This is a genomic window from Polynucleobacter rarus (genome assembly GCF_003072505.1).
Taxonomy (GTDB): Bacteria; Pseudomonadota; Gammaproteobacteria; order Burkholderiales; family Burkholderiaceae; genus Polynucleobacter; species Polynucleobacter rarus.
The window spans coordinates 358,829-379,072 of record NZ_NTGB01000001.1; the positions used below are offsets into that span (position 1 = coordinate 358,829).

Below are 20,244 nucleotides of genomic sequence, written 5' to 3' on the forward strand. Positions count from 1 at the left end.
AATTTCTGATGTTTCAAAGTAACTTAGAATTTTCAAATAAAACACCAGCTGGTTGTGCGGTGATTAAAATTCCTGCACCTGCAGGTGAGGGAGAAATTGAATTCGAGATTTCTCGTGTTGGGTCAAGTGATAATGTTTTAGGAAACAATGGTTGGCAACCATCTGAGCATTGGTTTCTTATTGAAGGTGAAAATATTGCTGAGGGAATAGAGGTTTTAATTATTCTTGAAAAAAATATTGTCCTTAATTTAGGAAACTTGAATTACAAAATAACCGTTAGACGAGTTGGTCAAAGAAGCTTCATAGAGGGTGTCTTGAGAGGTGGACTGAGACAATCACCAAATTTATCAAGTAATATAAAAAAAATTCAAGCCAGATTAAAACTTGACAATGTTACATCTGTAAAGATAGATAAATCTGCCTCAAGTGAAAATACTAAGAAAATTCTTGAGTTAGACAAACTACCTAATTTTGAAGAAAAATCTTTAAACAACCCTGATGAAAAAAATAATAGCTTGGATGATAACGATAAAGATAATGAGCTAGAATGGCCATTTCCAAAAGGGTTTAGTGATGTAAATGAAAGTCTTATTCATTCGATACCAGATGAAGAAAAGATTAAAAATGAAAACTCATTAGAGGTAGCTCACAATCCATCTCCCAAAAGTGAAAATTTAATTAGAGAGAATTTTGATACAACAAACATATCAAATGATTCCGAAATGGCTGGAAATATTACTCAAAATATTCAAAATGCCAAACCACATGAGCATGATCAAAATAAAATCTTACCTTCAACCGAGAAAAAAAATAACAAAATTATTCTTGCAATTTTTGGTTTATTTGTAGTTTTAGGGGCATTTTATTTTGTTTTCAACCCAGACAAAAATACACCACCCTTAGTATCAAATCCTCCAGAAACAGTCACTTTGTCAGATAATAACTTTCCAGAGCCAACCACTCAGGAAGCAAATAAAATAATTTATGAGTTATCTGATATGGATAGAGTTTATGCAATTGGGATGTCATGGAAAGGTAAGGGGCATGATGCTGAAGCTTATTTACTTTTTGAAAAAGCTGCTCAAATGGCTCACCCTAAATCAACTTTAGCTTTAGCTGAAATATTTGATCCTTCACTTAGGGCTACAGTAAAAGTGACTTTTCCTAATGAAAGTGCAATAAGTGCAGCAACTTGGTACCTTAAATCTTATCAATTAAACGTTGATGTTAATAAAGACATTAATAGATTGAGAGATTATCTGAGGAGCAATAATTATTTAAATCAGTCTGAAAAAGATGAAACCATTAAGATACTATCTCAAATCCATTAATTAAATTTTATTAATTCAAGCTTAAATTTACCTTAAATGACAATAAGAATAAAAGCTGGCAAATTATCAGATTTCGATCCTTTAGGCGTTGGAGGTGATTCAATTTACAGAGCCTCAGTTCAAATTAAGCGATTGCTTGAGAAAGAGCTTGGTAAAGCAACTTCTAATATATTTTCAGATCCTGTTCGTGATGATAGAAATAATATTATTGACTGGTACGTCCCCACTGAAGATGAGACTTTCAATACTTATGATGAATTAAATGATTCAAAAAAGTTATTGATTTGGAATATTCTCGAGGAAGAATTTTTGAAAATTAAAGAATTGAGTAACAAGTTACTTAGTTCGACAAATGAAACATCTAAAATTTACGGAGAACTATTAAAAGGCATTCAAATTTTTCCAGGATCTAGCGAGGTTTATGTTTTAAAGGATAGACCTTTACTTACATTTTGGGGATTTAAAAAACATAGCTTAAATGAAGCAAATATGTCTTTAAATGCAATACTGCCTAAGCCCACTGTTCTATCTACAGACAGTGCTTTAAAAAATACTATAACTCTTCCTTCAGAAGAAATCCCGTCTAATATAAACCCTCAGTCTGTTTTATCAACTCAAAAAGAATCCAATAACTCATCATTTTTGCAACAAAATTCAAACTTTGCTGATGGTGAGACTAATAAAATTGAAAATATCGAATTGAGTAAATCAAAAAGTTGGTGGCAAAAGTATGGGTGGTGGATTTTTTTATTGATACTACTTATATTTGGAATTCCTGCGATTCTAAAGTCCTGCAATACGGACTTCCCTCTTTATGGCTCCAATGAAAATAAAAAGACAGAAGTTGTAGAGGAACGGCCTAGGGCCGGGGAGCCTAATAATCAAACTAATACCCCTAAAATATCCGAAGCAAATAATCCACCTGTTTTGACGGCCCCTCCACAAGCCCCCTATATTCCTCCACCACCCGTTGAGGTGCCTAAACTAAACAAAGAAAATTTAGAGCAAAAAAATCTTAAGGTGTTCAACGGAAACTGGAAGTTAGTAACTGAATTACACAATGCAAAAAGTGGTGAAAATATAATAGTTTATTTTTCTTTTGATCAAAACGGAAACGGAAGAGCTGAGATACGTGAACAAGGTGGAAATGTTTGTTCTGGCAATGCAAAGGCGGGAATTAAAACTAACAATTCTTTTGATGTAGCTATGGACCCTTTAACTTGCACAACTGGCGGGGGATATAAATCAAATTTAGCCCAATGCAAAATAATTGATAACAGTAATAAAGCTAATTGCGTTCTCCGCTGTGAAAATGGCCCTTGTGATGCAGATTTTGAAAGAAAATAATTAATATGCTAGTTAAACTACAAAATTTTGATGCCCAAGTTTCCTTGATAGAAAACAGTGGGATTCAATTTTTAGATTTTGGATTTTGTAAAAATAGTAAACAATTAAAAGAGGCAAATTTTTTAGATTCGGACAATGAGCAAGTCCCAATTTTATTAATACAAGATCATCAAGGTAATCTTTCAAAACATGGTCTTTCAAAAGAAAGGTACTTAGGTTCCCCCAAATATTTTTCATCAGGATCTGAAACCTTAAAGTTTTTTGATTCCATTTGGGTCCCATTTCCTTTTTTCCAGCAAAAAAATGATGGAAGTTTTATAAATGGACCAACGAATTGGGTAAGATCAAGATTAAAGATTCTTAATGAGCCTGATGAGGATGGAAACTTATATAGACTTACTTTAGCTTTTGATACTAATTTAAACTCTTTTTCATTTAGTGAAAACGATTACCTAACGCCCAAAAATGAAGATATTGAAAATGGCAATATCTTTGCTGCTTTGAGTGATATAACGGTTTTGGATGAATTTTTAATTCAAAAGTGGGTGCATTCTTGGATAACAAAGGAATGGGATATTTTTATCAAAAAAAATAATCCCAAGTTAAGTGCCCAAGAGATTGAAGAGCAGAAATTAGATTGGCCAACTGAAGCTATCGGTAAATATAAACATTTCGTTAGCCTTGTATCAGAGATGATTAAATTTCCAAGAGTAAAAATTCTTGAAAATACTCAATCCTCTGGAAAGTCTCAAATTGAGACAAGTCTAATTTTAGATTTAGGTAACTCAAGAACTTGCGCAGTTTTATTAGAAAAACATCCTGCTCAACGGGGTAACCTTTCTAATTCTTATACATTACAGCTTCGAGATTTAGGTGATCCACATCTTGTCTATTCAGAGCCATTTGAAAGCCGTATAGAATTTAATCTAGCCGAGTTTGGTTCCTCTGCGATATCAAGGGAAAGCGGTAGGCAAGATGGATTTTTATGGCCTACATTTGCTCGTGTAGGTCCTGAAGCATCTAGGTTGTCCACTAGAAGACGAGGAACTGAGGGAACAACAGGTTTGTCTGGCCCTAAAAGATATTTATGGGATGAAGAAGAATTCCCTTTAGATTGGCGTTTTAATCAGCCTCAATCTTTAATTGAACCTCTCGCAAATGAAGGAATATTTGTAAGACTAATTAATCAAAAAGGTGATGCGCTTTGTAATATGGAAATTGACGATCCTGGGCGCTTTCCAGTTATAAATCCGAGATACTCTAGAAGTTCTCTAATGACTTTTGCAATTTCAGAAATACTAACTCAATCTTTAGTTATGATAAATTCTCATGCTCAGAGAATGAAGATGCCTAATTATGATTTAGTTAGACATTTAAGTAAGATTGTTTTAACTTTACCACCAGCAATGCCTTTACAAGAACAAGCCATATTAAGAAAAAGGGCGTTGGAAGCATGTAAATTGGTTTGGCAAGCTCTTGAATATTTGAATGATGATGGTGATAAGTTAGATGTTAATAAACCTAATCTTCCTGAAGTTGTAATCAGATACGATGAGGCAACTTGTAGCCAAGTTGTATGGTTGTATTCTTCAATTAATTCACAGTTTGGTGGATCTGCTCCATCTATGTTTGCTGCTAACAAAAGACTTTTTGGAGATTCCAATATTAGAAAAGAAAATGAATTAAGAGTTGCATCTATTGATATTGGTGGAGGTACCACAGATTTAGTTATCGCAGATTACGTATTGGAAGGCAAAGGAAGTGTGGTAACTATCGTTCCAAACCAGATTTTTAGAGAAGGATTCACAATTGCTGGTGACGATATTTTAAAAAGGGTTATTCAGTTGCACGTTATAACTGAAATAGAAAATGAAATACGCAATTCAGGGATAAGTGATCCAACTGCAATTACAAAAGACCTATTTGGAGCGGATAGAGCTAATCAAGATATTCAAGTAAAAACATTAAGAAGACAATTTACTAATCAAATTTTGGTACCCATAGGCCTTAATCTCTTAGGTGAGTACGAGAATATTGAAAAAATTGCTAACGTTGAGCCGATAAGAAAAAATATTCAAGAATTTTTACAGAACTCAATCTCACCCAAAGTCGTCAAGTATATAAATGACGCAGTTCACTCTGCTGGTGGGCATAGTTTTGACATTATGAAGATCAACTTTCTAATTGATCTTAATGCAATTGACCAAACCATACAAAACGGCACAGAAATTAATAGAGTTCTTGAGGCTCTATGCGAAGTGGTTTATGCACATAATTGTGATTTACTACTTTTAACCGGCAGGCCATCAAGATTCAAGGGGATTATCACAACTGTAAAGAAAAATATGCCATTGCCTGTGGAGAGAATCATACAAATGCATGGCTTTAGGTGTGGAACTTGGTATCCATTTCACGAATATGGAACAATCGGTGATCCAAAAACAACTGCGGCTGTTGGAGCAATGTTGTGTACTTTGTCTGAAGGTGGAATTGCAAACTTTTTATTCAGCAGTGAAAAACTCAATCTTAAATCAACCACTAAATTTATTGGAAAAATTACAGATGGTCAAATAGCCAACGCTGATATTTTCTATAACAATGTAAATTTAGATGATCCAAATTATGAATTATCGGAGGATAAATTCGAGTTTAGAGGAGGTATGTGGATAGGCTTTAGACAACTTCCATTAGAAAGATGGCGCGCAAGCCTGATATATTTTTTAGATTATGCTGATGAAGAGACAAGAAAAAAAATCCATCCACAAACACCATTATTAGTTTCTTTAAAAAGAGATAAAGGTCAAATAAGAAAAGGGGATCATGAAAGGTTTGAGATTGGCGAAATATCATCCAAAGATGGGGTTCCAATAAGCCGTAAGAGCCTAAAAATTCAGTTACAAACATTATCTGACGATTTAGGTTATTGGCTTGATAGCGGACACATAAAAGAGGCATAGGTCTATGGAAAAAAATACACCCTTAACTAATTTAGCAACGCGAATTATTGATGCTACTGACAAGGCTATCTCATGGAATGATAAAGCAGCAATAGAAAACTCTAAAATTAAGTTAGATCATATTGATAATCATCATTCTTTCCTAAAGACTAAATTACTTGCAAAAAAAATAAAGACTTCCCTAGAAAGATCCCCATGTATTGGTGTTTTTGGCCCATCACAAGCTGGAAAATCATATTTGGTTTCAACCCTTGCAAAAGGAGTTAAAGGAAGCTTAACAGTAAATTTAGCAGATCAACATATTGATTTTTTACAGAGAATTAATCCCAGTGGTGGAAGAGAATCTACTGGGGTAGTTACAAGGTTTTCCAAAAAAGTTTCCAATTACTCAAACAAAAATTTTCCAGTTGAAATTAGATTACTTACGGAAGTTGATCTATTAAAAATTCTTATTAATAGTTTTTTTTCAGATTTTGATCATGCAGGATCAGTTGACCTTGAAGTTTTTTCAGATGAACAAATAACATCTAGATTAGACAAATTACGGACAAGGAATCTAAGTAAGGAACCATCAACCATCCTTCCGGAAGAGATACTCGATTTAAAGATTTATCTAGAGGCTATTTTTGGTAATTTCGTTTCCAATTTGAAAGCGGAATTTTGGCCAGTTGCCTTATCTATTGCGCCATATTTAAGTATCAAAGATAAAGCAGAACTTTTTGCAATTATTTGGCGCGATTTTCAATTGTTTTCAGACTTATACATTTTGTTAGCAGAACAAATTGAATTTTTAAAGGGTGCTGATTCTTGTCTTGCACCTTTGGAAAGTATTCTGTCCGATGGGGGAGAGATTAGCTTGGTTGATGCCCAACAATTGTCTAAGTTAAATAAAGCTAATGAGCTATTAGAAGTAATCCCAATTATTGGTTCAACATCTCAGCCAATGACCAAAATTTCTAAGTCAGTTCTTGCAGCCCTAACAGCAGAGTTAAGACTTACCATTTCAGATGCAAAGTGGCCTTTTTTAGATGATTTAGACGTGCTTGATTTTCCTGGTGCAAGATCAAGAAAAAGTTTAAATTCTAAAGATATTATAGAAATCGAATCAAATCCAGAGATTAGAAATAATCAAGCTTCAGACTTGTTATTACGAGGTAAAGTTGCTTATCTATTTCAACGTTACACAGCAGATCAAGAAATGACAGCGGTTTTACTTTGTGTGCCAGGTGGTCCCCAGGAAGTAGGTTATGCACCTCTCATTAATCAATGGGTAATTGACTCAATCGGAGAGACTCCTGACAAGAGAGCGAAAATGCCACCAAGCCTTCTTTTTGTCCTAACTAAATTCGATGAGGAGTTAAAGTTGAAGGGTGGAGATAATGAGATTAACGAAAGAGCAAGGTGGGCAAACAGAATAGAGAGTTCTCTATTAGAAAAATTTAAAAATTATGAGTGGATAAAAAAGTGGGATGAGCACCCATTCAAGAATTTATTTTGGTTAAGGAATCCTGAAATTAAGTCATCTACCTTTATGAAATACGAAAATGGGTCTGAGATTTCCTTAAATTCTGAAGATGAAGAAAGATTAAAAAGATTAAAATTATTTTTTATAGAAGATAAAAATGTTCAAGAACATTTCACTAATCCAGCTGAAGCTTGGGATGCTGCAATGCTCCCTAAAGATGGAGGTATTTCTAGAATTGTGTCTGGAATTAACCTGGTTTGCAACCCAGATTTTAGGGAAAAAAATCTAGAAGAGAAAATTAACAACTTAAAAGAAAACTTTATATCAAAAGTTAAACCTTTTTATAATGAATCAGGTGAAATAGAGATTGCAAAGAAAACTGAGATATTAAATCAAATAAAAAAAGAAATTATTCATTTAGTTCAAAAAAATGATTTGTGGATGATTTTTGATAAATTAAATTTATCTTTAGAAGAATTAAAGACTTTATATTTCATGGTCAACTCGGGATTGCAAACTGAAAACCATGGGAAATTTACTTCAAATAAATTTAATACCACTAAGGATATTGAAGTTGATCTAGATTCATTATTAAATAGTTCAATTGAAAGTTGGGCAAATGAGTCTAACGAAGAAATAATTAAAGATTCTTTAGACGTTCATCCAAGGGCAAGTGCATATGCAAAAAAAATCCTAGATAGATGGTCTACGAAATTAAGGGATTTAGTGGACGATTCTTTTACAGCTAAAAGCCTTTTTTTTACTGAGAAAACATTTGGTTTGTTAATAGAAGAATTAATAAATGCGTCTCAAAGATTAAATCTTTTCGAAAAATTAGCTACTAAATTAGATGCTGCAGAAAATAATGCGGGTGCAACATGGGAAAAAATAGTTGATAGGCAAATGATAATTGCGTTTAATACTTTGAGTGATTTTATAAATCAGTTTGGCATGGGCGAGCTTCCGCTGAGCCAAAGACCCAAAATGAGCTTTTCTAATTCTTATCGTAATGTATTCGAGCCTTTTAACAAAAATAATAATAACGATACTTTTTTGAGTGAAAAGCCTATACCAGTCACATCACTAATTGCAAGAGATTGGATATTTGGTCTCGAGAGAATTGTTATTGATAATGCTGGATTTGTAAGTAAAGATAGTTTAAGCCCTGAGTTAAACAAAGAACTAGGACTTATTATTGAAGAATTGTCAAACTAGACTATGAACAACAATCAATCTAAAAAAGATCTAATAGCAAATCAGTTAGGCTTGGCAAATTTATCAAATTTTTCATGGAAAGATTTTTTATCTGGCACTTTTGCCCCACACAGTTGGGAGGAATTTGAAATTAGGTTGTGTGTAGGTACTAAAAATTCAACCCCAGAGGTTAACATGAGTATGTCGATTTTTCCAAAACCATGGATGTTTGTTCGCATGCTTGCAAGTACTCTCCTTGGGTATTGTGTTTTATTGCTTTTACTAACCATATACAAAGAGGAGGCTATTTATGCGCTTCCAGCACTAATTATTTTTGGTTGTTTTGCAATTCCCTTTGCGGTCCTGACATTCTTTTTTGAAATGAATACTCCACAAAATGTTTCTTTTGCATCTATCGCGAAAATAATTTTTGTTGGTGGGGCTATATCATTTTTGGTTACATTTTTGTTATTTGATTATTTTCCACTTCAAAAAATATATGGCCCATCATCTGCTGGAATCATAGAAGAGATTTCAAAATTAGCAGTAGTTGTTATTCTTACTAAAAATTTAATGAATGATCGACATAAGTTTATTCTGAATGGAATTCTTTATGGAGCTTCAATTGGAACAGGCTTTGCTGCTTTTGAATCTGCTGGTTATGCATTGGTAGCAGGACTTATGGACAATAGTTTTTCTTCATTGAATCACATTATTTTAATGAGAGGTATTTTGTCACCATTTACTCATATTGTATGGTCTGCTATGGCTGGAGGGGCCCTTTGGATATCTTACAGAGAATCAAATAGAAAAACTATTTGGGGTGTAATTTTTAATTTTAGATTTTTATCTTTATTTGTAATACCCGTTGCATTACACTTTCTTTGGAATTCTGATATTGCTATGTTTTGGGGAATTGAAGGTCATTATTTTCCATTTCAGATGGTGGTACTTGGTATGATTTCTTGGATAATTATCCTAAGATTTTTAGCAACAGGTTTTAAAGATATTCAAAATGATTTAAACCAAATTAATCAAACTTAGGAGAGATGATGAGTAAGAGAATTTTATTAACGCTACTTTTAACAATTAGCCTAGTGTCATGTGGTAAAAAAGAACAAGCATCAACTGCAGGGTCTCCTAACGAAGTACCAAGTGAAGAAAAAGTTTTAAATGTGTATAACTGGCCAGACTATATAGCTAAAGACATGTTGGCTAATTTTGAAAAAGAGACAGGTATAAAAGTAAATTATCAAAATTTCGAAACAAATGAAGCTTTACAAGCAAAACTTATAGCAGGAAATACTGGATTTGATATCGTTGTTCCAGGCGCTGTTTTTGCAAAATCTCAAATTGAAGAAAACTTGTTTCAAAAATTAGATAAATCTAAAATTCCAAATTACTCAAATGTCGATAAAAATTTGATGTCAAAACTTGAAAAGGTAGATCCTGGAAATCAATATTTACTACCATGGGCATGGAGTTACACTACAGTTGGATTTAATAAAGCAAAAGTTAAAAAAGCTCTAGGAGATACTCCAATGCCAGATAATGCTTGGGACCTAGTCTTCAATCCAACTTATACAAATAAATTAAAAACTTGTGGGATAGCATTTTTAGATTCTCCAACAGAGGTTATCCCACCAGCCCTTCATTACCTTGGAAAAGACCCATATTCTCCTAATGTTGTTGACCACAAAGAGGCGGGGCAAATGTTAGCAAAAGTTCGGAAGGATATTCGCATATTCACTAGCACCATGATTGATGATCTAGCAGGTGGCAAAGCATGTGTGGTTTTGGGTTGGGCTGGTGATATTAATATCGCAAGATCAAGAGCTTTAGAAAATAAAAATGGGGTTGAAATCGAAGCACTATTACCTATTAATGGCGGTTTGATTTTCTTTGATAATTTAGCGATTCCAAAGGATGCTAAACATCCACAAAATGCCCTAGCATTTATGAATTATTTTTTAAAACCTCAAGTTTCAGCTGATCAAACAAATGAATTAAGTTATCCAACGGTCAACAAGGCAAGTATTTCACTCGTAAATCCAGATGTGGCAAGTAATAAAACCATTTATCTAGAACCGGCCGTCTTAGCAAAAATGGTTCCTCCAACAAGCATTAGTAATGCAGCTAGAAGTTCTATGACAGAGGTTTATACCGCCTTTAAAAAAGGTAGTTAAGGTCAATTTTGTTAAAGTTTAAGGGTTGAGAAATCTCAACCCTTTTTTATGAAGTAAAAACAATGAACGAAGAAAATATTTTTTTAAAATTAGAAAATGTCACTAAAAAATTTGGCGAAACATTAGCTGTTAATAATGTAAGCTTGACAATACCACAAGGACAAATTTTCGCTCTACTAGGTAGTTCAGGATGTGGTAAATCTACGTTATTAAGAATGTTAGCTGGATTTGAAACGCCTAGTTCTGGAGTCATTTCTTTAAATAATTCTGTAATTAATGAATTAAAGCCATATGAAAGACCCATCAATATGATGTTTCAATCATATGCTCTTTTCCCTCACTTGGATGTTTTTGAAAATATTGCTTTCGGACTAAAAAGACAAGGTCTTGATAAGGAAAGTATTAAAAAAAGAGTATTTGAGATGTTGGACATTGTAAAGCTTGCTGAATTCTCAAAAAGGAAACCAAATCAATTGTCCGGCGGACAGCAGCAACGAGTAGCTTTAGCTAGAAGCTTAGCAAGAAGCCCAAGCTTATTGTTACTGGATGAGCCTCTTGGCGCATTAGATAAAAAACTAAGACAAGAAACACAGTTTGAATTAAAAAGAATTATAAAAAGTGTAGGTGTTACTTGTGTAATGGTGACACATGACCAGGATGAAGCAATGACCATGGCAGACCAAATAGCCGTTATGAGTAACGGTCAGTTAGAACAGGTAGGATCAGCCAAAGAGATATATGAAAAACCAATTAACTCATTTGTTGCTGATTTTGTAGGGGACATCAATATTTTTGATGGAGAAGTGCAATCAATTGAAAATGAAATCGTTAATTTTTCAAGCAACGGATACTTATTACAATTTAAAAAAAATAAATCTATAAATATTTCTGAAAAAATAAGAATTGCAGTTCGCCCAGAGAAGATTAGATTATTACCATTAACTACAGAACCTTCAAAAAATTCATTGATCGGCAGAATTTCTGAAGTTGCATACTTAGGTAATTCAATAAATTTTGTAGTAAAAATAAATCCTACTATGTTTGTTAAAGCCTTACTAAGCAATTCTTCTGACGTATCACCTCAATTGAGTAAAGGTGATGATGTTTATTGTCAATGGGATATAGAGTCCCCCATAGTTTTAAAATGAAGAACTTAACTTTTCATAATTTTTTTTCAAAGAATCCAAACTTTGGAAAAAAAGTTGTAATTAGCATCCCTTTTATTTGGCTAATATTATTTTTTGCAATTCCTTTTCTTATTATGATTAGGATAAGTGTTACAGATATGGGGGAACATCTTAATCCTTTTGCTGAAATCATTTCATTAAGAAATAATCAAATAAGCTTCAATATTAAAATTGAAAACTTCATTTCAATATTTAGGGAAGACGGATCTACTTGGGGCAAAACAATATATTTAGAAGCATACTTACTCTCTTTGAAGTATGCTTTCTATACAACATTAATAACTCTTATCATAGGTTATCCCTTCGCATATTTTCTTGCTAGAAGTAATATGAGATTAAGGCCAATCCTTCTGTTGATGGTCATGTTGCCATTTTGGACATCTTTTCTCTTAAGAGTTTATGCGTGGAAGGGTATTCTTGCAGACCAGGGTGTTTTGAATAATCTAATGATAAGTCTTGGACTCATAAGCGAACCTTTACAAATCTTATACACAGATGTCTCAATGTTAATTGGCATGTCTTATGTTTATTTGCCTTTTATGATTCTGCCCTTGTATGCAAATTTAGTAAAGATGGATTTGAATCTAATTGAGGCTTCAAAAGATTTGGGCGCTAGTGCATGGAAAACATTTTGGCTAATTACTGTGCCACTAAGCAAGTCAGGAATTATCGCTGGTATTATGTTGGTTTTTATTCCTTGCGTAGGAGAATTTGTTATCCCATCACTTCTAGGTGGAGCGGAAAATATAATGATTGGCCGCGTTGTTTGGGATGAGATGTTTAGCAGTAATAATTGGCCTAGGGCTTCAGCACTTTCTATAGTGATAATTGTGGTGGTAATTTTTCCACTAGCTTGGTATAACCAAAGAACAACTCAGAGTTTTAATCAAGAAAATACTTAATATGACAAAGCACTTTTCCAAATTGTGGATGGCAATTGTTTATACTTTCTTGTATATGCCGTTGATTTTTTTAATCGTTTTCTCTTTCAATAGTTCTCGTCAAGATAGTATCTTCACAGGTTTTTCATTTAAATGGTATGAGGCATTACCAAAAGATCCAAGAATAGTTGAAGGATTTTTTCTTTCATTAAATGTTGCTTTAATCTCAGCTACACTTGCAACTATTATTGCGACTTTTGCTAGCTATTCATTAATTCGGTTTCAAAAATTTCTAGGTAAAAATTTTTTTAATTCAATGATTAACGCACCATTAATAATGCCTGAAGTAATTATTGGAATGTCTCTTTTATTATTTTTTGTTGGATTCCAGAAAATTTTCGGTTGGCCAAATAGAGGTGAGCTAACTATAGTACTTGGGCACACTTTACTGGGGGTAGCATATGCAAGCGTTGTTATTCAATCTAGGTTGAAAGAAATGGACAAATCTATAGAGGATGCAGCTATGGATTTAGGATGTTTTCCTTATCAAGTATTTTTCTTAGTAACCTTACCTAACATTTCTCAATCTTTGATTGCAGCTTGGCTACTGACATTTACGTTATCATTTGATGATGTTGTCATTTCAGAATTTTTGTCCGGCCCTGGCGTTACAACTTTGCCTCAAGTGATTTTTAGTTATGCCAGGAGAGGCATTAATCCTACAATATATGCAGCAGCGACAATTTTAATGGCAATAGTTTTTGTTGTTGTTTCGGCTTACGGCTTTAAACTTTTTAATGAGAATAAAAAATCGTCAATGTCATTGAAATAAATCTATTCGTAATGCCTTAGCGTTTCCCAAAATCATTCAAATTACTTGGATGGTTTAATCAAGACAAAATTGGACGTAATGTAAAGTATGCTTTCGTTATTGCATTTGACAAAGTGGAACTTCATGACTGTTGCCAGTAAGTACATCAAAATATTTCAGTGCCGCTAATTTTTTTGGATTCCCAAGTTTCTCAAACCAAAAAAGCATAGCTTTTTCTTTATTTCCTAGTAATGGTATTAGTCCATCAAAGAACTCATTTGATTGGTTAGTTAATCCATGTTTATTTATTATTGATCTTGCCAATTCTAAGCAGGGAGATTCCGCAAGAACTTGTTTTAAAAAGACCCATTGAACCAAAATGAATTGAGTTATATTTTGATCTACTTTTTCTTTTGAATGAATATCTGACCATTCTCGTTCCATAATACCCTCCCAATAGTGCAACCTTTCTGGGAATGTAGAAATTTCTTGAGGAATAATAATAAGGTGTTCAAATGCATTATCCTGTTTAGTGAATGCAGTTTCAATTTTATGATCAGATTCATCGACTAGCTGACTAAAAACCAGTTTGGGTATTTTCTCAACTAGGATTCTTTTAATATGTAGTAGTTCGTGAAATACCGAATCATCAGGAAAATGCTCTGGAGAAAAAGTTTGAATATCTGCACCATTTTCATGTATGTTACAAGAAAGATTTGTTTTTGTTCCTTCAGCATCTTTTAAAGATACATTGATCGATATTTGAATTTTTTCTTCGATTTCAAGGCATAAATTCTTTGTTATTTTGCCTAGCCTATTAAAGTACTCTTTTTGCATAATAGATATTTAGTGATAGGGGTTCTAAATTTTTAGTGGACGAAATAATTATTTGAACATAAATAAAAATCATTTTGGAATGCAGCATTGCAAAATGATTTCAATCCTAAGGTACTTCAGTTACAAATTATATATTTAATGGTATTAACTACTTTGTTCTTCTGGGTAAGTTTAAGCCCATTTCCTAGTAAACACGCCATACACGTTTATGGTTCCAAGTAACACCTTGATTACGAAGATAGGCAAAACATAGCCCAAAACCCCAACGGCCATTTTTACCAACTACTTGATTTAAGCAGTCGATAATCGACTGATCCTTTTCGTGGCTCGTTTGAGGACGTTTATAAAACGTAGCCCGCGACAGACCAACCGCCGAGCATGCCACACGAACCGGTAAACCTTCTTCGCCAACTAAGTAATCTGCAGCTTCTCTTTTACCCGTTGGCGTTAGAGCTTTTTTTCAATAAGATTCTTGAGTGCTCGGTTATCTCTAGAAAGCTCAGCAATCATCGTTTTATATTCAGATAACTGCTGCTCTAAGTCTTTCATCCGCTTCAACTCAGACGCCTCTAGGCCACTGTATTTTCAGCGCAACTTATAAAAGGTGCCTTGACTGATCCCATGTGTTCTTAAAATATCTGCAATCGGAATGCCGCCTTCAGACTCTTTCAAGATACTTACTATTTGGCTTTCGCTAAACCTAGATTTCTTCATACAACCTCCTGTTATTAATATGCCATAAATAACAGAAAATTCAACTTCTAAATTCAGTTAACCTGAGGGGGGATTACCGACCTTTATGGTTTTTCGGAGTTAGTCAGGTAAAGGCCATGCGCATAATTGGACGTTATGTAAATCATTTGGTGCACATATTCTGCCTAGTCCATAATCGAATAAGTGTTTAGGTATGTCATATTTACAAAAGTCATATAAAAGACCTTTTAAAAGTTAGAAAATTGATACTTGTAAGGGATATGAAACTTTAAATCGTTACTGGGTTAACTAAATAGATTTTGGAGATGGGAATGCCTAAAAAAATGAAGCTAGAAATAGAGCCTGAATTAAATGAAAATTTATGGGGCGGGGATGTTCTTGGAAGAAAGCGTTATGCTGATTTTTTAACTAAATACATAGTTAGAAAAGTAAACCCCAGAGAAAATGAGTATTATCCCTTCTGTATTGCGTTAGATGCTAAATGGGGATTTGGAAAAACATTCTTTATTCAAAATTGGGCTAAGCAAATTACTGCAGATGGTGTTCATTCCGTATTCACTTTTGATGCTTGGAAAGCAGATTATCAGACGGATCCATTAATTGCTTTTATGGCTTCCTTTTCTGAGGCTATGAATAAACAGATTAACAAATTAAGCATAGATAAAAAAATAAAAATTAAAATTCAAGAAAAAATCAAAGAGGGTATTCGTACCGCTAGATCCGCCATTCTTCCGGTTGGTAAGGTGGTTGCATTAGGAGTTGTTAAAAAAATATCAGGTGTCGCTTTTGATGAGGTTTATGGGCTTGTTAAAGGTGAAGGTTACGAAGATGTTAATTTTGATGAAATTGAGGGTGGTGCAGTAGAGCAGCTAGATCGAGCCCTGGAAAAATATTTTGAGGATGACCTAAAGCAACAAGCTAACAGGAATTCATTATTTATAGGTTTTAAAAAATCAATATATGAAGCTTTAGAGTTGTTGCAAAATGATGGTGGGATGAAATTGCCCTTGATTATTTTCGTTGATGAAATTGATAGATGCAGACCATCTTTTTCACTAGAGTTATTAGAAGTATTAAAGCATGTATTTGATATTCCAGGAGTTTGCTTTGTAATTGCTACAAACTTGAGTGAACTCTCGCATGCAGTAGGTGCTTTATATGGTTCGAGTTTTAATGGAAGGGGATATCTACAGCGATTCTTTAATGCCGAATACACACTCCCTCCACCCGATGGTGAGGTTTATGCTCAAGCTTTAATGAATGAGTTTTTTTCTGGGGTGCCTCAGAATCTATACTTAGGCTTACCGATGGGAGGATTTAAAGATCAGAAAATTTCTAGTGATTTTCCAATGGCCTTTTCTTGGGTATCTGAATGTTTTAATCTTGACTTACGGTCACAAAGAAAGGTAATGGAGATCATTGACGCTGTGCTAGTCTCAGTCGACCCTAAATATCCTGTACATATTTTGTGGCTCACTATTTTGGTTGTTCTAAGGCTAAAAAATCCCGATTTCTTTGAACTTATTTCAAGATCAGAAGTTTTACCTGATAAGCTAACTGAATTATGGGGAGAAGTCACTACTAATGATAAGAAAAAAGAATTTATTACACCGCGGGATTCGATTTATTTGAATCAATCTCCTGTTTTTAACAGCGTCTATTTAAGAATGGTTTTTTTGACCTACTATAAGCTGAGTTGGCAGGATATAAGGAAATTAAAAGATACTTCAAATACAGCACAACCAAATATCTATGATTATCCTGATAGTATTTCAAAAAAGATTGAAGAGGAGGTACCTAATTCATATCCATCTAACTCTATTCAGAATGCGTCGATTCGATCATATTATGAGTTGATTCAATATGCGGGTCATTTGGCTTAGTACTTTTCTTGTTATTTGTTGCAGAACCATATAAATGTTGCTTTTGACTCTCTTGAATATGGATAAAATTGAGATAAAAAAATCTAGTTTTATTTAAGCCTTTACATCAAATTCTTTTAAATAATTAGAATACTCTGATTGAGGATCATTCCCGTTTTTTTAAATGTTAATTTTATTTTTATTAATATAAGTGCAAATATACTGACCTTGCCCTCGTTAAACGTACTTCTTAACAGCTTCAATTATGCAACCTTTTTCTGAGTTGCATACCATCGTTTCTCAAACTCCATTGGACTTACATAACCTAAAGTGGAGTGTAGTCTTTTGTAATTATAGAAACTAATCCAGTCAATGACTTCATCCATCATCTCTCGCCTTGTTGCAAACCGCTTTCCATCAATACGAGCGACTTTCAATTTACCCCAAAGACTTTCAGTGGGGGCATTGTCCCAGCAATCACCCTTACGACTCATCGAACTTCTCATGTTGAACGCAGATATTACTCTTTGGAAATCGTCGCTACAGTACTGCGTCCCTCTATCGGAGTGGAATATCAATCCACATGACGGACTTCTTCTAAACCAAGCCATTTTTAAAGCATCTACTACTAAGTTACTTTCCATCTTGGGCTTCATACTCCAACCAACAATCTGCCGATTAAATAAGTCCATGACCACTGCTAAAAATACCCAACCTTCATCGGTAGGTAAATACGTGATATCACCCGTCCAGACTTGATTGGGCTGCTCAACATGAAACTCTCTACTTACCAAATTATCGGCCACCTCAAATCGATGATTGCTGTCGGTAGTCACCACAAACTTACGTTTACCCTTGGCTTTGATACCATGCAACTGCATCAGCTTTCTAACTCTTTCTTTTCCAACCTTAAAGCCTCGAGCATGCAGCTCTTTGGTGATCCTAGGCCAACCATACTCCTGCTTCACTTCGGCATGAATCGACTTGATATGAGCCAACAGCGCCTCATTACTCAGTCTCTTAGGTTTCATGAGCTTGTTGGGTCGCACCAAAGCTGTTCGCCGTTGATGTTGGAAATACCCACTCGTACTCACACCCAGCACCTCGCAAGCCAAGCCAATTGGCCATTGTGTCTTATTTCGAGCAATCCAAGCGTACTTCACAAAGACTCTTTCGCGAAGTACGCTGTCGCCTTTTTTAAGATATCACGCTCCATCTTCACCCGAGCTAACTCAGCTCGTAGTCGCGCTAACTCCATCTGTTCTTCACTAATTACCTGGGATTTACCACCCGTCAGCTGCCCTTGTTCATCCCAGCGAATCCAATTTTCTAATGATCCTTTGGGAACACCAAGAATCTTAGCAACATCCGCTGATGACTGGCCATTTCTAACTAGCCTGACAGCTTCCATCTTAAACTCTAGGGTATATCTAGCCCTTGTTCGTTTCACCACCATTTGACACCTCCATCACTATATTTATATCATTTTTTCATATAGTTAAGAGGTACGTTTTTCAGGGGCAAGATCATACTGTCGTTTTGATTTTTGCTCTAGATGGGGTGAATTGTTAATTTGGCTATAAAATAAAACTCTGAGAGCAAATATCTATTAAGACAGGCAAATCCAGTATGCGAAAAGATTTAGGAAACAATATTAGAATTGATTCAATTCGCCTTAAAAACTTTAAGGCATTTCGTGATGCATCTCTGAAAGATATTCCTACGTTTTTAGTCGTCGTTGGGGCTAATGGGGTCGGTAAGACTACGTTATTCGATGTTTTTGGTTTTTTACATGACTGCCTTACCAGTAATGTGAGACATGCACTTGATAGTCGTGGAAGATTCAAGGAAGTTTTAAGTAGAGAAAGTAACGGCGACAGTATTTTGATTGAAATTAAATACAGAATGGATATTGTTGGTGTTAGCCGATTAGTCACTTATTCTTTAGAAATTGCCGAAAAGTCAGGAGCCCCATATGTTCGAAGAGAAATCTTACGTTATAAAAGGGGGGCAAGTGGTAAGCCATATCATTTTTTGGATTTCTCTAATGGAGAGGGCTATGCCATTACAAATGAAGAGGACTTTCAGAAAGCAGATGAGGATCTTAAGAGAGAGACGCAAAAAGTTTCACCAGATACACTTGCAATTAAAGGTTTAGGTCAGTTTGAACGTTTTAAAGCTGCTAACGCATTTAGGCAGTTAATAGATTCATGGCATGTGTCTGATTTTCATATTAGTGCTGCCAGAGGCAGAAAAGAAGCAATTGGTGAGGCCGATCACTTATCGGAAACGGGAGATAATTTACCTCTTGTTGCACAACGTTTGTTTGAGCAGCATCCAGAAACTTTTCAGAAAATTCTTGAGATTATGGCAAGGCGTGTCCCAGGAGTAAGTGGAGTTGAACCAAAACTTCAAGATGACGGTTATTTAACATTACGATTTCAGGATGGATCTTTTAAAACCCCATTTTTAGATAGATATGTTTCGGACGGAACAATAAAGATGTTTGCATATCTTGTCTTGTTACATGATCCCAAGCCACATCCCTTGCTCTGCGTTGAGGAACCAGAAAATCAACTTTATCCTAAACTGATGTTGGAGTTGGCAGAAGAATTTAGACAGTACTCTAATCGCGGTGGTCAGGTACTTGTATCTACTCATTCTCCGGATTTCTTGAATGCAATAAATTTGAATGAGGTTTGTTGGTTGGTAAAGGTTAACGGGAATACTGAAATTAGGCGAGCAAAAGATAATGAGCAAATAGCACTTTACATGTCAGAAGGTGACAAGATGGGATACTTGTGGAAGCAGGGGTTTTTTGATGGGGTTGATCCAGAATGACTTCGAGAAAAGAATTAGTTTTTCTGCTTGAAGAGGAGTCAGCTAAAGCTATGCTTGAAGGACTTTTACCTAAGGTTCTCCATAAAAGTATTTCTCCAAGATTCATTGTATTTGAGGGCAAACAGGATCTTGAGAAACAAATGGTTAATAGAATCAGATTTTATATGAATACCTACGCGAGATTCATTGTGATGAGGGATCAGGACTCAGCACCAGATCCAACAACAATAAAAAGTAGTTTGATGAAGAAATGTGAACAATCTGGAAAAGATAGTTTGACTCTTATTAGGATTGCTTGCCGTGAGCTCGAAAGTTTTTACTTTGGAGATTTAGCTTCAGTGGAGTCAGGTTTGGGTATCGAAGGCTTAGTTAAATATCAAAATAAAGCAAAATATAGGAATCCAGATGATATTCATAGTCCTGGTAATGAACTTATGAAAATTACAAAAAATCAATATCAAAAGGTAAGCGGTTCTAGAGCAATTGGCCCATTTCTAGAAGTAACAAATCAAAGATCAACAAGCTTTAAGAATTTAATTTTAGCAATTCAAAAGTTAGAGGGTCAGTTATTAGCATTGAGTTAATATTCATAATCCCTGTTTTTCCCTATTCCAAAATTATGGTTTTTTTA

At 34.5% G+C, this 20,244-nt stretch carries 16 protein-coding genes; 12 read left to right on the plus strand and 4 right to left on the minus strand.

The window, feature by feature from the left end; all coding sequences use genetic code 11:
- Positions 1-8 precede the first annotated feature (8 nt).
- From AOC35_RS01635 to AOC35_RS01675, 9 genes are all read left to right on the plus strand, one after another.
- A complete protein-coding gene (locus AOC35_RS01635; protein WP_108645465.1) occupies positions 9-1,331 on the plus strand; it encodes a hypothetical protein in 1,323 nt (440 codons plus the stop codon).
- 36 nt (positions 1,332-1,367) lie between these two features.
- Complete coding sequence (locus AOC35_RS01640; RefSeq protein ID WP_108645466.1) at positions 1,368-2,678, plus strand: SrfA family protein; 1,311 nt, start codon at positions 1,368-1,370, stop codon at positions 2,676-2,678.
- A 5-nt stretch (positions 2,679-2,683) separates the two neighbouring features.
- Positions 2,684-5,635 (plus strand): virulence factor SrfB, encoded by a 2,952-nt coding sequence (locus AOC35_RS01645; protein WP_108645467.1) that lies wholly within the window; start codon positions 2,684-2,686, stop codon positions 5,633-5,635.
- 4 nt (positions 5,636-5,639) lie between these two features.
- The gene (locus AOC35_RS01650; protein WP_108645468.1) at positions 5,640-8,315 is read left to right on the plus strand and encodes a virulence factor SrfC family protein; all 2,676 of its coding nucleotides are present in this window, start codon (positions 5,640-5,642) and stop codon (positions 8,313-8,315) included.
- A 3-nt stretch (positions 8,316-8,318) separates the two neighbouring features.
- Positions 8,319-9,338 (plus strand): PrsW family intramembrane metalloprotease, encoded by a 1,020-nt coding sequence (locus AOC35_RS01655; RefSeq protein ID WP_108645469.1) that lies wholly within the window; start codon positions 8,319-8,321, stop codon positions 9,336-9,338.
- An 8-nt stretch (positions 9,339-9,346) separates the two neighbouring features.
- Positions 9,347-10,480 carry an extracellular solute-binding protein gene (locus tag AOC35_RS01660; protein WP_108645470.1) on the plus strand — a complete coding sequence of 378 codons (1,134 nt, stop codon included), beginning with the start codon at positions 9,347-9,349 and terminating at the stop codon, positions 10,478-10,480.
- 62 nt (positions 10,481-10,542) lie between these two features.
- Complete coding sequence (locus AOC35_RS01665) at positions 10,543-11,628, plus strand: ABC transporter ATP-binding protein (protein ID WP_108645471.1); 1,086 nt, start codon at positions 10,543-10,545, stop codon at positions 11,626-11,628.
- Positions 11,625-12,569 (plus strand): ABC transporter permease, encoded by a 945-nt coding sequence (locus AOC35_RS01670; RefSeq protein ID WP_108645472.1) that lies wholly within the window; start codon positions 11,625-11,627, stop codon positions 12,567-12,569. The genes AOC35_RS01665 and AOC35_RS01670 overlap by 4 nt, the downstream gene beginning before the upstream one ends.
- A 1-nt stretch (position 12,570) precedes the next feature.
- Complete coding sequence (locus AOC35_RS01675) at positions 12,571-13,380, plus strand: ABC transporter permease (protein ID WP_108645473.1); 810 nt, start codon at positions 12,571-12,573, stop codon at positions 13,378-13,380.
- A 96-nt stretch (positions 13,381-13,476) separates the two neighbouring features.
- On the opposite strand, the gene AOC35_RS01680 is transcribed toward AOC35_RS01675, so the two are convergent.
- From AOC35_RS01680 to AOC35_RS01685, 3 genes are all read right to left on the minus strand, one after another.
- A complete protein-coding gene (locus AOC35_RS01680; RefSeq protein ID WP_108645474.1) occupies positions 13,477-14,196 on the minus strand; it encodes a hypothetical protein in 720 nt (239 codons plus the stop codon).
- A gap of 184 nt (positions 14,197-14,380) precedes the next feature.
- Positions 14,381-14,581 (minus strand): hypothetical protein, encoded by a 201-nt coding sequence (locus AOC35_RS15475; RefSeq protein ID WP_159077431.1) that lies wholly within the window; start codon positions 14,579-14,581, stop codon positions 14,381-14,383.
- Positions 14,582-14,781: 200 nt separating this feature from the next.
- Positions 14,782-14,910 (minus strand): transposase, encoded by a 129-nt coding sequence (locus tag AOC35_RS01685; protein ID WP_108645475.1) that lies wholly within the window; start codon positions 14,908-14,910, stop codon positions 14,782-14,784.
- Between the two features lie 311 nt (positions 14,911-15,221).
- Between AOC35_RS01685 and AOC35_RS01690 the strand changes: the two genes are divergently transcribed.
- A complete protein-coding gene (locus tag AOC35_RS01690) occupies positions 15,222-16,793 on the plus strand; it encodes a KAP family P-loop NTPase fold protein (RefSeq protein ID WP_159077432.1) in 1,572 nt (523 codons plus the stop codon).
- Positions 16,794-17,035: 242 nt separating this feature from the next.
- Here AOC35_RS01690 and AOC35_RS01695 read toward each other — a convergent pair.
- Positions 17,036-18,228 (minus strand): IS3 family transposase gene (locus AOC35_RS01695; RefSeq protein WP_108645477.1). Its coding sequence is split into 2 segments (ribosomal slippage): positions 17,036-17,961 and positions 17,961-18,228, totalling 1,194 coding nucleotides; the frame shifts between segments, so codons are not numbered across the junction.
- Between the two features lie 197 nt (positions 18,229-18,425).
- On the opposite strand from AOC35_RS01695, the gene AOC35_RS01700 reads away from it, so the two are divergent.
- Positions 18,426-19,613 carry an AAA family ATPase gene (locus tag AOC35_RS01700; protein ID WP_108648666.1) on the plus strand — a complete coding sequence of 396 codons (1,188 nt, stop codon included), beginning with the start codon at positions 18,426-18,428 and terminating at the stop codon, positions 19,611-19,613.
- Positions 19,610-20,197 carry a DUF4276 family protein gene (locus AOC35_RS01705; protein ID WP_108645478.1) on the plus strand — a complete coding sequence of 196 codons (588 nt, stop codon included), beginning with the start codon at positions 19,610-19,612 and terminating at the stop codon, positions 20,195-20,197. The genes AOC35_RS01700 and AOC35_RS01705 overlap by 4 nt, the downstream gene beginning before the upstream one ends.
- The last annotated feature ends 47 nt before the right edge of the window (positions 20,198-20,244 follow it).

Excerpts from the sequence above, each read along its gene's own strand:
- AOC35_RS01680 (WP_108645474.1), bottom strand. The coding sequence starts at position 14,196 with ATGCAAAAAGAGTACTTTAATAGGCTAGGCAAAATAACAAAGAATTTA.
- AOC35_RS01675 (WP_108645473.1), top strand. The coding sequence starts at position 12,571 with ATGACAAAGCACTTTTCCAAATTGTGGATGGCAATTGTTTATACTTTC.
- AOC35_RS01635 (WP_108645465.1), top strand. The coding sequence starts at position 9 with ATGTTTCAAAGTAACTTAGAATTTTCAAATAAAACACCAGCTGGTTGT.
- AOC35_RS01670 (WP_108645472.1), top strand. The coding sequence starts at position 11,625 with ATGAAGAACTTAACTTTTCATAATTTTTTTTCAAAGAATCCAAACTTT.
- AOC35_RS01685 (WP_108645475.1), bottom strand. The coding sequence starts at position 14,910 with ATGAAGAAATCTAGGTTTAGCGAAAGCCAAATAGTAAGTATCTTGAAA.
- AOC35_RS01650 (WP_108645468.1), top strand. The coding sequence starts at position 5,640 with ATGGAAAAAAATACACCCTTAACTAATTTAGCAACGCGAATTATTGAT.
- AOC35_RS01655 (WP_108645469.1), top strand. The coding sequence starts at position 8,319 with ATGAACAACAATCAATCTAAAAAAGATCTAATAGCAAATCAGTTAGGC.
- AOC35_RS01690 (WP_159077432.1), top strand. The coding sequence starts at position 15,222 with ATGCCTAAAAAAATGAAGCTAGAAATAGAGCCTGAATTAAATGAAAAT.
- AOC35_RS01660 (WP_108645470.1), top strand. The coding sequence starts at position 9,347 with ATGAGTAAGAGAATTTTATTAACGCTACTTTTAACAATTAGCCTAGTG.
- AOC35_RS01665 (WP_108645471.1), top strand. The coding sequence starts at position 10,543 with ATGAACGAAGAAAATATTTTTTTAAAATTAGAAAATGTCACTAAAAAA.
- AOC35_RS01645 (WP_108645467.1), top strand. The coding sequence starts at position 2,684 with ATGCTAGTTAAACTACAAAATTTTGATGCCCAAGTTTCCTTGATAGAA.
- AOC35_RS01640 (WP_108645466.1), top strand. The coding sequence starts at position 1,368 with ATGACAATAAGAATAAAAGCTGGCAAATTATCAGATTTCGATCCTTTA.
- AOC35_RS01705 (WP_108645478.1), top strand. The coding sequence starts at position 19,610 with ATGACTTCGAGAAAAGAATTAGTTTTTCTGCTTGAAGAGGAGTCAGCT.